This is a genomic window from Cyanobacterium sp. IPPAS B-1200, assembly GCF_001747005.2.
Lineage (GTDB): Bacteria > Cyanobacteriota > Cyanobacteriia > Cyanobacteriales > Cyanobacteriaceae > Cyanobacterium.
In genome coordinates this window covers 1,023,289-1,037,455 of sequence record NZ_CP182899.1, presented here as the reverse complement: position 1 = coordinate 1,037,455, position 14,167 = coordinate 1,023,289, and the positions used below count along the sequence as shown (strand labels likewise).

The window sequence follows — 14,167 nt, the reverse complement described above, 5'->3', positions numbered from 1 at the left end:
TTTTACAGATTAGGATGAAGTACGATTATAAATCCATTGATTTAATCACTAATCAGACAGTTTTCTAACTGTTGTTTAATTAAATCATGATCTAAATCCTGACCAATAAAAACGAGCTTACTACCTTTTTGTTGTCCTTCTTTCCATGTGTCATCCTCAATGGTAAATCTTTTACCGCTAAGGTGAAAAATATGACGATCTGCGCTTTCATGAAACCATAATATGCCTTTAGCACGGAAAACATTGGCAGATAATTGATTATCAAGGAAATATTGTAATTTGCGAATATAAAAGGGTTTTTCACTTACAAAAGAAACAGAGGTAAAGCCATCATTATCTAAGTGATGGGAATAATGATCATGGTGATGATGCTCGTGATCATGATCGTGATGGTGATGTTCGTGATCATGGTCATGATGATCATGATTATGCCCTTTTTCTTCCTCTGTGTCAAAATATTTGTCAGACTCGAACAAACCAACACTCAATATTAAAGGTAAAGGCACTTTTGAGTTAGTGGTGCGCATCATTCTAGCATCAGTTTTCATTTCCTTGAGTCGATTTTCGAGGTTATCTACCGCATCAGGGGAAACTAAATCGGTTTTATTGAGAATGATAATGTCACCGTAGGCAATTTGACTATAAGCAGCTTCACTGTTAAATAAATCAAGGCTAAAGTTAGCACAATCAATTAAAGTAATAATAGAATCTAACCTTGTCATTTCCCTTAATTCTGTGCCTAAAAAAGTCATGGCAACGGGTAAAGGATCAGCAATTCCTGTGGTTTCTACCACTAAATAATCAATTTTTTCGTCCTTTTCTAAAACTTTATAAACTGCATCCACTAAATCATTATTAATATTGCAACAAATACAACCATTACTTAACTCGATCATGGTTTCATCACTAGAAACAATCAAGTCATTATCAATGCCAATTTCGCCAAATTCATTGACTAAAACAGCAGTTTTTACACCCTGTTGATTTTCTAAAATATAATTTAATAAGGTTGTTTTTCCACTCCCCAAAAATCCCGTAATGATGGTGACGGGTAAGCCTCTTTTGGGGGCATCTAATGCCGATACAGATTGATTGTTTTGTTCTACTATGGTCATATGTGTTGTGGAATAGAATAAAGTTGTTGTTCTTATTCTCTGATCATAGCTTATTGCTTATTCCCTGCCTATAGTTGATGAGAGAGAGTTGGTGTCTGGGGCTTGTTTTTTTATGATTCCAGTGTGAGTTATATTATTATATATTGTTATTATTTGTTGTTAAATGTCATTATTCGATTGGTTTGATAATTTGAGAAAATCCGAACCTGAGATAAAACCCCAGCAGGAAAGAGAGATTGCGGATGGTTTATGGACAAAATGCCCTAGTTGTGGTGTTTTAAGTTATACGAAGGATCTACAGGGCAATAATATGGTATGCTCTGAATGTGGTCATCATATGATGGTTAATAGTAATGAAAGGATCGAGCAATTGGTTGATCCTAATACTTGGGAACCTTTGAATCATCATTTACAACCTACTGACCCTTTAAATTTTGTCGATCGCAAAGCATACGCCGATCGCATCAAGGAACTACAACAAAAGGTTAATCTAAGCGATGCTGTGCAGACAGGAAAGGGCTTAATTGACGGTTTACCCTTTACCCTAGGGGTGATGGATTTTCGCTTCATGGGGGGCAGTATGGGTTCTGTGGTAGGGGAAAGATTAACCCGCTTGATTGAATATGCCACCGCCAACGGTTTACCCGTAATCATCGTTTGTGCTTCTGGGGGTGCGAGGATGCAAGAGGGTATGTTAAGTTTGATGCAAATGGCGAAAATCTCTGGGGCGCTAGAGCGTCATAAACAAAAGAAATTATTATATATCCCCATTCTCAGCCATCCTACTACGGGGGGAGTTACCGCAAGTTTTGCCATGTTAGGGGATTTGATTTTGGCAGAGCCTGGCGCTACTATTGGTTTTGCTGGAAGAAGGGTAATTGAACAAACTTTACGAGAGAAGTTACCTGATGATTTCCAAACTTCTGAATATTTATTAAAGCATGGTTTTGTGGATGCCATTGTGCCTCGCACTCAGTTGAAAAAAACCCTTGCTAATTTAATTAGTCTCCATCAACCTTTTTATCCTGTTAATGCTTCGGCACATTATGAAAATTCTGTTGTCTCTGAAACTTTAGCCAATGTGAATGCTATCTAAAAATTGGGAGTGGATAATGGGGAATGGTAAAAATAAGTGAATTATTGATTGTTTCCCTGACTTAATGAGTATGTATTTTTTATGAAGCTAAAGTCAGTTTTCTTGTTTTTATGTGCGTTGTGGTTATCTGTGATAATGCCTTTGGGGGTTTATTCTCAGTCTATCTCCGAGGATGAAATTCGGGGGGTTTGGTTAACTAATATCGATAGTGATGTTTTATTTAGTGCGGAAAATACCCAAGGTGCGATCGCACTTTTGGCGGATGCCAACTTTAACAGTGTTTATCCCACCGTGTGGAATTGGGGCTACACCCTCTATCCTAGCGAGGTAAACCAACAAGCCACAGGGGTAAAATTAGATCCTACGGAGGGCTTACAGCATAGGGATGTATTACAGGAAATTATAACCGAAGGACATGAGAAGAAACTACGGGTAATTCCTTGGTTTGAATTTGGTTTTATGGCACCTGCCGACTCTATTCTTGCCCAAAAACATCCCCATTGGATTACCCGACGCATTGACAAAACGGAGATATGGTTAGAAGGGGGTGTCCATGAGAGGGTGTGGTTAAATCCTCTCCATCCTGAAGTACAAGGGTTTATCAGTGATTTAGTGTTGGAAATTGTCCGCAACTATGACATTGATGGCATCCAATTTGATGATCATTTTGGCTATCCTTCGGAATTGGGTTATGATCCTTATACCGTCAGATTATACCGTCAAGAGCATAATGGCAAGTTGCCCCCTCCCAATGCCTTGAATGCTGAATGGATACAGTGGCGTGCGGATAAGATAACGGAATACTTAACAACTCTCCATAGCCAAATTAAGGCGATTAAACCTGACATTATTTTGTCTATTTCTCCTAATCCCCAAGAGTTTTCCCTCGAACAATATTTATTAGATTGGGCAACATGGGAAAAAATGGGCTTGATTGATGAGTTGTTATTGCAGGTATATCGGGATAATATGATTGCTTTTAATCGAGAAATTCTCCAAGAAGACATCCAAAATGCTAAAAATAATATCCCCAGTGCGATCGCACTTTTGAGCGGTTTAAAAGGGCGACAGGTGCCATTGGAGATGATAAAACAACAAATAAATAGTACCCGTGCAGAAAATTATGGGGGGGTTTCCTTCTTTTTTTATGAAAGTTTATGGAATTTTGGACCAGAATCAAAAGAGGAAAGAATTAAGTTTTTTAAAGACATTTTCTCATAACATAAATTCTTTTTTTGTGAATATTTCAACTAATTGGTTATAGTATAGCGTTTTTTATAATTATGAGATACATTTATGATTTTCAAGTCCCCCGAATTTGCGGGGGATTTAGGGGGATTATTTTGTACGCCGTAACCATGATAATTGCTATAAATAATATATGATAACTAATTTAAATTATTACTAATATGAAATACTTAAAAAACTTTCATAGACACTATTAAACGCTTTAACTCAATTCTTAATAGCTAATTACCTACAAAAAATAAATAATAAAATGCCCGAAATATCACCGATATTCCTAACCATTAGTATTTTGATTTTAACCCTTACAGCATTTATTTGTGAGTGGTTGCCCGTGGACTTAACAGCCCTTTCCGTTGCCATTGTTTTAATGTTATTCGGCTTAGTATCTCCCGATGAAGGAATATCAGGATTTGGTAATTCTGCTACCATTACGGTGATGGCAATGTTTATTTTGAGTGCAGGAATTACTAGGACAGGGATTTTAAATATTGTCAGAGATTGGTTAATAAAATGGGGAGGAAATCATCCTTCTCGACAGATTTTTGTCATGGGTGGCATAGTAGGCTCCATTAGTGCTTTTATTAATAATACTGCAGTAGTTGCGATATTTTTACCGATAATTGAACAGTGGAGTAAACAAACAAAAGTATCTATTTCAAAACTATTAATACCTCTTTCTTTTGCTACTATTTTAGGAGGATTAATTACTTTAATTGGTACTTCTACTAATATTTTAGCCAGTGGGGTAGCCGTACAATTGGGGTATCCTGAATTTACTATTTTTCAGTTTACAAAATTAGGTTTACCCGTGTTTTTTATCGGTTTAACTTATTTGAGTATTTTTGCCCCTAGAATTTTACCCGCTCGAAAACCCCCTGGAGGAGAATCTTTGAGTGATGATTATGAAATCAAAGAATATGTAAGTGAGATGATTATTCCTCCTAATTCTAGTTTGATTGGGCAGACTTTACGGGGTAGTCAAATTCAAAGAAAGTTTGATTTAGATGTGTTAGAAATTATCCGTAATGACACTCATTTTGCCCCTCCTTTGGCGGATAAAGTTTTGTCGGTGGGCGATATTTTACTGGTAAGAAGTAGTCGTACTAATTTACTTAATATTAAGGATGAAAGAGGAGTAGAAATTTTAGCTGATTTTAAATTTAGCTCTAATAAATTAGAGGATGATGACTCTATTCAAGAGGAAAAAATTGCTGAAGTTTTAATACTTTCAAATTCTCGTTTGATTGGTACTACTTTAAAGGATTTAAGATTTAGACAACGTTATAATGGCACTGTTTTGGCTATCAGAAGAGGGCAAGAATTAATTAGGGAAAGATTGGGGAAAACTCCTCTCAAATTTGGTGATTTATTATTAGTGCAAGCGCCCAAGGAAAGTTTTATCGGCTTACAAACCACTAGGGAGTTATTGGTTTTGGAGGAAAAAGATAGGGAAGGTTTACGCACTGATAAGGCTAGTATTGCCCTTACTATTATTGTAGGGGTAATTGCGATCGCCGGGTTAAACTTAGCACCTATTCTCGTTACCAGTTTAACGGGGGTAGTATTAATGGTTATCACTGGTTGTCTGAAGCCGGGGGAAATTTATGGGGCAGTGCGTTGGGATATTATTTTTCTTTTGGCAGGTTTAATTCCTCTGGGTATTGCCATGGATAATTCTGGCACCAATGAATGGTTAGCAGATAATTTATTAAATATTGGGGGTAGTTTACCTGGTTATTGGATTTTGGTATTGTTTTATCTGGCTACTTGTTTACTAACGGAAGTTTTATCCAATAATGCTTCTGTGGTGTTGATGATTCCCATTGCGGTTAAGGTTGCCGAAATTGTAGGTTTAAATCCCCTTGCTTTTATGTATGCGGTAACCTTTGCGGCTTCTAATAGTTATCTTGCCCCCATTGGTTATCAAACTAATACTATGGTTTACGCCCCTGGAGGTTACAAGTTTCTCGATTATACCCGAGTGGGTTTACCTTTAACGGTTTGTTTTACTTTTTTAATTCCCTTTTTAATTATCAAGCTATATGGCATTAGCTAGAGAGATAATAAGTTACAGCCTCTGAAATACACAAGGTAGGGGCAAGGGCTTAAGCCCCTTGTTAATTATGCCGACTTACTTATTAAAATTAATTTGTTTGAGAGAAGAATAGTTTGATAGATTTAATAGGAATACCCCAACTCATTTCGCTCATAGTTTCCCATGCAATATTAGTAATTTCTACACCGTTTTGATAAATATAGGGATTGCCAATGGCGGGATATTTTCCCAAACCATTGATGCCTATCAATTCACCGTTACTATTTAAAATTGCCCCCCCACTCATGCCATTATTTATCTCATTGGTATAACCAAATTGATAACCTCCTTTTAGGGGTTGATTGAGGATAATTTTTATGGTGCCGATGGTATGTTTTATTTGCGGTGATTGAATTCCTTTTTCATTAAAGGGAAATCCACTGGCAATGATTAATTGATTGTTAGTAATATCTTCATCTTCACTCAGGGTGACTGGTTGATACTTGATGGCGGAGGAAAATTTGAGTAGGGCTAAATCATCCACCATAGAATTTTCATTATTTTGGGCGATGATTTGTGCGGAATAAGTGTTGCCCTGATTAGTCTTGATTTGGTAGGGGATGGTTATATCTTCGACGACATGGTTATTGGTAATTACATAATAGCTATCATTTTCTTGATTTATTAATACTCCTGAGCCTCCAATATTCATATTAGTATTAACTGGAGAGATGGTAACGGTTACGGATTCAGCTATTTTTTTTATCTTTGCCTGTTGTAATTCTTCTGCGGTATTTTGTGCAATCAGTTTTGACTCTACATAAAAATATCCTATTAGGGAAATGGTTGTTATAGAGGAAAGAAAGAAATAAATTTTTAAAGTTTTTTTCTTGTTTTTAATTTTCCGTGTCATGGGAAGTAAAAGGTTTAACCATGGATAATGTACCATGGACGATTGAAGATTAGGGTGAAATATAAAGTCCTTATTAATTTAATAAATTATGATGGTTTTTTTGGTAAAATTATCTTTACAATGAATGTAAGTTAAGTAACGTTTTCTTGTTTTTCGTTGACTCTTCCGTGTTTCTATGTTTTATGTTGCAAAACTCCCATAATTCTTTGTTGCTTGACAAAATTATCGCTCAGATTAATACTTCCCCACACAAACAAATAACTTTTGCTGAATATATGAATATGTGTCTGTATGACAAGCAATATGGTTATTATAGCTCAAAGGCGATCGCCATTGGCACCGACGGAGACTTTTTTACTTCCCCTTCTATTTCTGCGGATTTTGGAGAATTATTAGCTAGACAACTAGAGGAGTTTTGGCAAGTTTTAGGACAACCAAAACCATTTACACTGGTAGAAATGGGTGCAGGAGAAGGGATATTAGGCAAAATTATTTTGGATTATCTACAAAAAGAAAATAATAGTTTTTATCAAAATATTCAATATCTCATTATTGAAAAATCAAATAGCTTGAAAGAAAAACAACAACAAATTATTAACCCAGAAAAATATCCTGTATTGTGGAAAAAATGGCAAGAAATTGAATCAGAATCTATTGTTGGTTGTTTTATTAGTAATGAATTGATGGACGCTTTGCCTATTCATCGTATCGTTAAACATGGGGATGAGTTGAAGGAAATTTTTGTAACTGTTAATGATGGGAAACTAGAGGAAATATATGATAATTTTTCTAGTAATAAGATTGAAGAATATTTAACGATGAATCAGGTTGATTTGACGGAGGATAGTTACCCCAATAACTATCAAACAGAAGTTAATTTGTTATCTCTGGAAATTTTAGAAAAAATTAACCATAAACTGCAACGAGGCTATATTTTAACGGTGGATTATGGTTATGATGCCCACAAATATTATCATCCCCAAAGATATGAGGGTACTTTGAAATGTTATTATCAACATCGCCATCATCATAATCCTTATGTCAACGTGGGATGTCAAGATATTACTAGCCATGTTAACTTTACTGCCCTAGAAAAAGTAGGGGAAATTTTTGGTTTAGATAAGATAGGCTTTACCCAACAGGCATTATTTTTAATGGGGTTAGGACTGGGCGATCGCCTTTATGGGTTATCCAATGATAAAATATTATTATCAGAATTGTGGCAACGGCGCAATCAACTCCACGAATTAATAAATCCTCAAGGTTTAGGAGGTTTTGGGATATTATTACAAGGAAAAAATCTCAGTGACAGAGAAAAAGAAACCCCCCTCAAAGGTTTTACGCATTCCCCATTTTCTATGGCATTGTAAATAATCTTTGAGTTATCGTATTTTGTCTTGTAAAAGTTAAATAAAATAAAATTATATTCCTTTTATTATTAAATCAAAAACAACCCTAAAATTATTAAACAAAATATCAATTAAACTGTATTTAATGTCAGTTAATCTCATCAAGATTAATTTAATATATTTTTAATTATTTTTTGTCATGTTAACGAATCGTTTATGTTTAAACAACCACTAAACCTTCCCCGATAGATTTATTATGATTGCCCTAAGTAAAGACTCTCAACATCTAGTAACCATAGAATATAACAATCAACAAAAATCAATCATTCTAAAAAATGAAGTTTACTCTATTGGTCGTCATTCTAGCAATGCTATCGTAATTCATGACTCTACTATTTCTCGGTATCACTGCACCATATTACCCGTAAAATACAAGGAAAGTAAAGATAAAAAAGTATTCTGGATTATTGACGGAGACTTGAAGGGAAACAGAAGTGCCAATGGTTTATACATAAACGGAAAAAAATGTTTATCCCATGAATTGCAATCGGGAGATACAGTATCTATTGGGGGGCAAAAAGTACTACTATCCTATAAATTAATAAACTTAGATGATAATCAAGATGAGGATGAAACACAACCTTTAGTAACTACTTCTCAGGATGATGATGATGACGATGAAATCACTTCTCAAGATACCCTAATAACAGACAATGATTATGAATCTACCCCCACTAATTTTAAAAAAGAAAGACTATATTTAATCAAGGAAGTATTGAAGTTAATTCATAACGAAAAAGAAAGATTATCCCATTCCATTATTGAAATAGATTTGGAGGGAATGATTACTAAAACAAACGGCTTTTTTCAAGAGTTTTTTCCCAGTCTTTTACTCAATCCAGAAGATAATCCTTTTTTAACTAATCTTTTAGAAGAAGTCACCAAAACTCAAGAAGATATTTTAATTCGTGAAGTAAACTATGATAATCATGGATATACTCAATCAGCTTATGTAAGTGATAATGACAATATTGTTAGCCACATATTTGATTTTACCAATCATAATCAGGTAGAAAAAGCTCTACAGGAAAGTGAAGAGAAATATCGGGCGGTGGTAAGACAAATATCAGAAGGGATTATTTTAGTTGATCCTATCACAAAGGAGATTTTAGAAGCAAATAGTGCCTATTGTAGTTTAACGGGTTATCTCAGTGAAGAAATTTTAAACCTTAAGATTTATGATTTGATTGCCGTTGACAAGGATGTTACCGATAGTATTATCGATAAAATTTACCATAATCGATTGGATTTGGTGCAGGAGTCTCTCCACCGTTGTCAAGACGGTAATTTGATTCCTGTGGAAGTCAACATTAGTATGATTTTTTATAGTGCCAAAGAGATTATCTGTTATGCAGTGAGGGATATTACTGAAAGAAAAATATCTGAAGAGATGTTGCGTTATCAGGCATCCCATGATTTATTGACGAGATTGGGCAATCGTAATTTCTTTAATGATCAATTATACAGGGCGATCGCCAATGCCCGTACTTATGAACAAAAAATAGCGATATTATTTATTGATTTAGACCGTTTCAAGAATATAAATGATACCCTAGGACATCAAATTGGAGATCAATTTTTACAAAACGTAGCCGAAAGATTACAAAAATGTCTGAGAAACGTAGATACCATTGCCCGATGGGGAGGAGATGAATTTACAATCCTCATCACCAACATAGAAACTAATGCAGAAGTAGCAAGGGTAGCCCAAAGAGTCTTAGACAGCCTGAAAACACCCTTCCAGATTTTAGAGTTTCAACTTTATGCCAGTCTCAGCATTGGTATTTCTGTTTATCCCCAAGATGGAGACAACCCTGATACCCTATTAAAAAATGCCGATATAGCCCTCTATCGCACCAAAGAATTAGGAGGTAATGGCTATCAATACTACCAACCTTTCATGAATCAACAACACACCGAGTTGTTACAAATAGAAAGTTACTTATATGACGCTCTCCATAATCAAGAATTTGAATTGTATTATCAACCCCAGATAGACATTGTCAAGAAAAAAATTGTGGGCATGGAAGCGCTAATTCGCTGGAATCATCCTCTCCTTGGTAGGGTTGCCCCTAATAATTTTATACCCATTGCTGAACAAACAGGGTTAATTTGTCCTATTGGAGAATGGGTAATGGAAAAAGCCTGTCAGCAAAATCGAAAATGGCATGATTTAGGATACTCTGACCTTAAAATTGCTGTTAATATTTCAGCTCGACAATTTCAGCAACAAGATCTAGTTTATACCATTGCTACAATCCTCAAAAAAAATAATTTATCTGCTAGATTTTTAGAGGTAGAAATCACAGAAAGTAGTATTATCCAAAATCCTGATTTAGCGAAAACTATACTAACTCAATTAAATGGATTAGGTATTATCGTGGCTATGGACGATTTTGGCACGGGTTATTCTTCTTTAGGATATTTAAAAAAATTTCCTTTTTCTAAAATAAAAATTGACCAAAGTTTTGTCCGAGAATTAAAAAATAAACAAGAAGATTTGGCCATCATTTCTGCGGTTGTCACCCTCGGTAAGGGAATGAATTTGCAAGTGGTTGCCGAAGGCATCGAAACTCCCGGGCAACTAAAACTTTTAGTTGATTTGAATTGCACCACGATGCAGGGTTACTACTTTGGTAAACCGATGAATGCAAAGGATGCTACTTCTTTTTTAGCCAAGGGGTTAGGGTAATTGAGAATTGAAAATTGAGAATAATGAGGTTTTACCATCTACGATGATTCAGCGCACCCTAGTTAGTTATCAACAACTTTGACTCTCAATTATTATCATCATGGCTCTCTATTCCTCAGTTTTTGTAAAGAAATACTAAGGGAATGTTAAGTTTTGCCAAAAGTATCGAGGATAACCACCAAAAATCGATTTTTTTTTGTAAAGTTATTTACAATTCTTGATAATAAAAAGAATCAATTCATTGTATAAATGACTTGTCAGTTTGTAAAACTGAACATATAGCAAAAACACCTTTATTCGCCAAAATATAGAATGGTAAAATCAACCATTACCCTTATATATAGAGGCTTACAACCTTTTATTATCTACCCATTTACAAGGTCTTTTTTTGATTAGTAAACAACTAATTAAACAGATACTTGTGGCTAAGATGTAAAGTTTTGTAACAAAACTTAAAAACATATTAATCCACACACACAGGAGAAAGATAAATGTCTTTAGAAAGAAGTGCTAACTTAGGCTTAAGTTTTTACGAAGAAGACAACATTATAGAAAGAAAGCCTAATGATTCTGATGAGCGCACTAAACAAATTATTAATGCCGTTTATCGTCAGGTTTTAGGCAATTCTTATGTGATGAAAAGTGAGCGAGTGGTGAATGCCGAGTCTCGTTTTCGCAATCGCCAATTGACTGTCAGAGACTTAGTACGGGCGATCGCCAATTCAGACGCTTATCGTCGTCGTTTCTTCGAAACCTGCCCCCGCTATCGTTTTACGGAGTTAAACTTCAAACATCTTTTAGGGCGCACCCCTGAAAACCAAGATGAAATGAGATTCCATAGCGATATTCTCGATAACTATGGGTATGAGGCAGATATTGATGCTTATATCGATAGTCCAGAATATTCCGAGGCTTTTGGAGATGACATCGTGCCTTACTTCCGTGGCTACAAAACCGACAATAGTCGTACCATGGTAGAATTTACCCACAGTTTTGCCATGAATCGTGGGGTAGCAAGTAGTGATTATGGTACTAATTTAACCTCCCCTATCATTCACAAAAGTGTTTTAACCCAAACCCCCATCTCTGTGATTCCTCCTTCTGGGGGTGCCGCAGGCGCTGGTTGGGCATACCAAGATACTCCCCTTGATTCAGCTACTCGCCAAGGAGTGGGTGCCGATGAAGACGGCAGAATTTTCCGTGTAGAAGTGACTGGCTACCGTGCTAAAACCTTTAATCGGATTCCTAAATTCTCTCGTCCCAACAAAGTTCACATGGTTTCTTATAGTCAGTTATCTGAATTGTATCAAAGAATTCATAAACAAGGTGCCGCGATCGCATCTATCACCCCTATAAACTAACCTTGTGTAACTTAAGGATAATTGATAATTGATGATAAATAATTATTGATTATTGATTATCCTGCTTTTTTTCCAGTTAATTTTAGCAACCCAGCATTTAAAAACTGAACATATCATAATGAGAGTCTCGAATAAGGATAAAAAAATTAGTCAATCCACCGCAATCCGCAAACTACAAACATGGATAAAAAGTAAACATCTGATTTGTAGCGGAAGTTTTTTTATTCTGGAAACAGTCGAATACTCCATGATAGAAAGATTTGAAACCTTCATCAGGGTATTAGGAGGCACACTCATTACCGTTGACTCTAGCAAAAGAATATTAATTGGCAACCATCGCAAAGTAATCCTTTATCAAGCCAAAGCAAGTCTTCATACCCCTCACCATGACTTAAGAGATTACTGGAAAGAAAACGGTTGCAATTACACCTATTTTGATGAGCGTCGGGGCTTTGGGGATGAAAGCTCTACTTTTTCCCAAAGTTGCTCAATATACCGATAGGCTTGTTGAGATGATAGTTTACCATTGCTATGTAATGCCGAGATGTACCCTACTCGGTGGGTAAATTCTTGCAAGTTATTATTAAAAAGAAATCCTTGCAAATAGTCTTGTCCATGGTATGGAGTTTTTGGACAAAGAAAATCACTTTGAGAAGTTTTGGAAAGATTTTTCATAATTGACTTTACCTTCTTACTATCTTTTAAGGTTAATTTTGGATTAATCTATCCTTAACCTAATCTTAACCTAACATAACTGAAGATCAAAATAATGTGATCAAAACTTAATAGGTGTTGGTTGCTAGGTAATGGGTTTAAGTAGCTGGGGTAGGCTGAATAAACCTCATTATTCTTAATTCCTAATTATCCAACCCTACTTATTTTCCGATACAAAAACGGCTAAAAATTCTGTCTAAAACGGACTCCGTAACCTCTTGCCCAGTAATCTCTCCTAGGGCTTGGATGGCGATGCGTAAATCAATAGTCCAAAAATCGAGGGGTAGTTGATTATTGATGGTTTCTTCTACCTGAGAGAGGGCAATTTTTGCACGGGTGAGGGCTGCCGCTTGTCTTTGGTTGATGGCGATGTCTAAATCTTGGGCTTGGGTGTTTCCTGTTTCTACAGAATTGATGATGGCGTTTTCTAAGTCAGTAATGCCTTGATTGATAGTGGCGGCGGTTTTGACTATCTGTTTTATTTCGGGAGGATATTGTAAGTTTTCGATGGTGATGTCCGTTTTATTAACTATCAGGATGAGATTGAGGTGTTTTATTTGTTGATAGATTTCCTCATCTTCGGCTACCCAGCCCGTTTCGGCGGAGATGGTAAAAAGTACCAAGTCAGCTTGATTTACGGCTTTGATAGAGCGCATTACGCCGATTTTTTCCACAGTGTCTTCTGTTTCCCGAATCCCTGCGGTGTCTAATACTTGGATAGGGATACCATTTACCACTAGCTGAGATTCTACCACATCCCTAGTGGTTCCGGGTAGGTCGGTGACTATGGCGCGATCGCTCTTACTCCAAGCATTTAACAAACTAGACTTACCCACATTGGGGCGCCCGACAATGGCAACCTTTAAACCACTACGTAACAATTCCCCTTGGTCTTTGGTGGCTAAAATATGTTTTATCTTCGTTAAATTTTGCTCTACATCCTTAATAATTTGCCCTTCATCTAGGGGGGGTAAATCGTCCTCAAAATCAATTCTTGCCTCCACCTCCGCCAAAATATCGAGAAGATTGTGACGCATATCTCGAATGGGTTGGGCGAGTTTTCCTTGCAATCCTGCGAGGGCAACTTGGGAAGCATGGGCAGATTTTGCCCCCACCATTTCGGCAATACTTTCGGCTTGGGTTAAGTCAATTCTACCATTGAGAAAAGCCCGTAAACTAAACTCCCCCGCATTGGCTAACCTTGCCCCATATTCTAAACATAATTCTAATACTTGTTGCACGGGGATAATGCCCCCATGACAATGAAACTCTATCACGTCTTCCCGAGTAAACGAGCGAGGAGACTGCATATAAATTAATAATGCTTCGTCCACTAATTTATCGGTAATGGGGTTTTTTATGTAACCATAAATGACTTGATGGGATTGCCATTTTGGTTTCCCTTGGGGGTTAAATATTTTTTGGGCAATGTCTAAGGCACTAACACCGCTCAATCTTACTATACCAATACTACCTTGATTTGGTACTACCGCCGAGGCGATCGCCACTATGGTATCTTGTTGAATTATATTTTTCACAAACAAAAAGGGGAATAGGGAATAGGCAACAGGGAATGGCGATATT

General features: G+C 36.3%; 11 protein-coding genes. 7 read left to right on the top strand and 4 right to left on the bottom strand.

The window, feature by feature from the left end:
• Nucleotides 1-41 precede the first annotated feature (41 nt).
• Entirely contained in the window at nucleotides 42-1,115 is a 1,074-nt protein-coding gene (locus A5482_RS04740) for a CobW family GTP-binding protein (RefSeq protein ID WP_069790616.1), read from the bottom strand.
• Between the two features lie 163 nt (nucleotides 1,116-1,278).
• Here A5482_RS04740 and accD point away from each other — a divergent pair, with 163 nt between their 5' ends.
• The 3 genes from accD to A5482_RS04725 all read left to right on the top strand — a co-directional run bounded on the left by accD (nucleotide 1,279) and on the right by A5482_RS04725 (nucleotide 5,515).
• Nucleotides 1,279-2,211, top strand: a complete 933-nt coding sequence (accD, locus tag A5482_RS04735) for an acetyl-CoA carboxylase, carboxyltransferase subunit beta (protein WP_446684330.1) — start codon at nucleotides 1,279-1,281, stop codon at nucleotides 2,209-2,211.
• A gap of 81 nt (nucleotides 2,212-2,292) precedes the next feature.
• A complete protein-coding gene (locus tag A5482_RS04730; RefSeq protein ID WP_069790615.1) occupies nucleotides 2,293-3,432 on the top strand; it encodes a glycoside hydrolase family 10 protein in 1,140 nt (379 codons plus the stop codon).
• Nucleotides 3,433-3,709: 277 nt separating this feature from the next.
• The gene (locus A5482_RS04725; RefSeq protein WP_069790614.1) at nucleotides 3,710-5,515 is read left to right on the top strand and encodes an SLC13 family permease; all 1,806 of its coding nucleotides are present in this window, start codon (nucleotides 3,710-3,712) and stop codon (nucleotides 5,513-5,515) included.
• Nucleotides 5,516-5,603: 88 nt separating this feature from the next.
• Here A5482_RS04725 and A5482_RS04720 read toward each other — a convergent pair whose 3' ends face one another.
• Entirely contained in the window at nucleotides 5,604-6,407 is an 804-nt protein-coding gene (locus A5482_RS04720; RefSeq protein WP_446684815.1) for a S1 family peptidase, read from the bottom strand.
• Nucleotides 6,408-6,682: 275 nt separating this feature from the next.
• Between A5482_RS04720 and A5482_RS04715 the strand changes: the two genes are divergently transcribed.
• The 4 genes from A5482_RS04715 to A5482_RS04700 all read left to right on the top strand — a co-directional run bounded on the left by A5482_RS04715 (nucleotide 6,683) and on the right by A5482_RS04700 (nucleotide 12,371).
• Nucleotides 6,683-7,777, top strand: a complete 1,095-nt coding sequence (locus A5482_RS04715; RefSeq protein WP_446684814.1) for a class I SAM-dependent methyltransferase — start codon at nucleotides 6,683-6,685, stop codon at nucleotides 7,775-7,777.
• A 235-nt stretch (nucleotides 7,778-8,012) separates the two neighbouring features.
• Nucleotides 8,013-10,508, top strand: a complete 2,496-nt coding sequence (locus tag A5482_RS04710; RefSeq protein ID WP_069790611.1) for an EAL domain-containing protein — start codon at nucleotides 8,013-8,015, stop codon at nucleotides 10,506-10,508.
• 491 nt (nucleotides 10,509-10,999) lie between these two features.
• Nucleotides 11,000-11,869 carry a phycobilisome linker polypeptide gene (locus A5482_RS04705; protein WP_069790610.1) on the top strand — a complete coding sequence of 290 codons (870 nt, stop codon included), beginning with the start codon at nucleotides 11,000-11,002 and terminating at the stop codon, nucleotides 11,867-11,869.
• Between the two features lie 118 nt (nucleotides 11,870-11,987).
• Nucleotides 11,988-12,371 (top strand): hypothetical protein, encoded by a 384-nt coding sequence (locus A5482_RS04700; RefSeq protein ID WP_069790609.1) that lies wholly within the window; start codon nucleotides 11,988-11,990, stop codon nucleotides 12,369-12,371.
• On the opposite strand, the gene A5482_RS04695 is transcribed toward A5482_RS04700, so the two are convergent.
• Nucleotides 12,299-12,544 (bottom strand): DUF7219 family protein, encoded by a 246-nt coding sequence (locus A5482_RS04695; protein WP_071891700.1) that lies wholly within the window; start codon nucleotides 12,542-12,544, stop codon nucleotides 12,299-12,301. The two genes, A5482_RS04700 and A5482_RS04695, sit on opposite strands and share 73 nt — an antisense overlap.
• 200 nt (nucleotides 12,545-12,744) lie before the next feature.
• Nucleotides 12,745-14,121 carry a tRNA uridine-5-carboxymethylaminomethyl(34) synthesis GTPase MnmE gene (mnmE, locus tag A5482_RS04690; RefSeq protein ID WP_069790608.1) on the bottom strand — a complete coding sequence of 459 codons (1,377 nt, stop codon included), beginning with the start codon at nucleotides 14,119-14,121 and terminating at the stop codon, nucleotides 12,745-12,747.
• Between the last annotated feature and the right edge of the window lie 46 nt (nucleotides 14,122-14,167).

What these genes read in the sequence shown, in the direction of transcription:
- A5482_RS04725 (WP_069790614.1), top strand. Translation starts at nt 3,710, where the DNA reads ATGCCCGAAATATCACCGATATTCCTAACCATTAGTATTTTGATTTTA.
- A5482_RS04720 (WP_446684815.1), bottom strand. Translation starts at nt 6,407, where the DNA reads ATGACACGGAAAATTAAAAACAAGAAAAAAACTTTAAAAATTTATTTC.
- A5482_RS04715 (WP_446684814.1), top strand. Translation starts at nt 6,683, where the DNA reads ATGAATATGTGTCTGTATGACAAGCAATATGGTTATTATAGCTCAAAG.
- accD (WP_446684330.1), top strand. Translation starts at nt 1,279, where the DNA reads ATGTCATTATTCGATTGGTTTGATAATTTGAGAAAATCCGAACCTGAG.
- A5482_RS04705 (WP_069790610.1), top strand. Translation starts at nt 11,000, where the DNA reads ATGTCTTTAGAAAGAAGTGCTAACTTAGGCTTAAGTTTTTACGAAGAA.
- A5482_RS04710 (WP_069790611.1), top strand. Translation starts at nt 8,013, where the DNA reads ATGATTGCCCTAAGTAAAGACTCTCAACATCTAGTAACCATAGAATAT.
- A5482_RS04695 (WP_071891700.1), bottom strand. Translation starts at nt 12,544, where the DNA reads ATGAAAAATCTTTCCAAAACTTCTCAAAGTGATTTTCTTTGTCCAAAA.
- A5482_RS04740 (WP_069790616.1), bottom strand. Translation starts at nt 1,115, where the DNA reads ATGACCATAGTAGAACAAAACAATCAATCTGTATCGGCATTAGATGCC.
- A5482_RS04700 (WP_069790609.1), top strand. Translation starts at nt 11,988, where the DNA reads ATGAGAGTCTCGAATAAGGATAAAAAAATTAGTCAATCCACCGCAATC.
- A5482_RS04730 (WP_069790615.1), top strand. Translation starts at nt 2,293, where the DNA reads ATGAAGCTAAAGTCAGTTTTCTTGTTTTTATGTGCGTTGTGGTTATCT.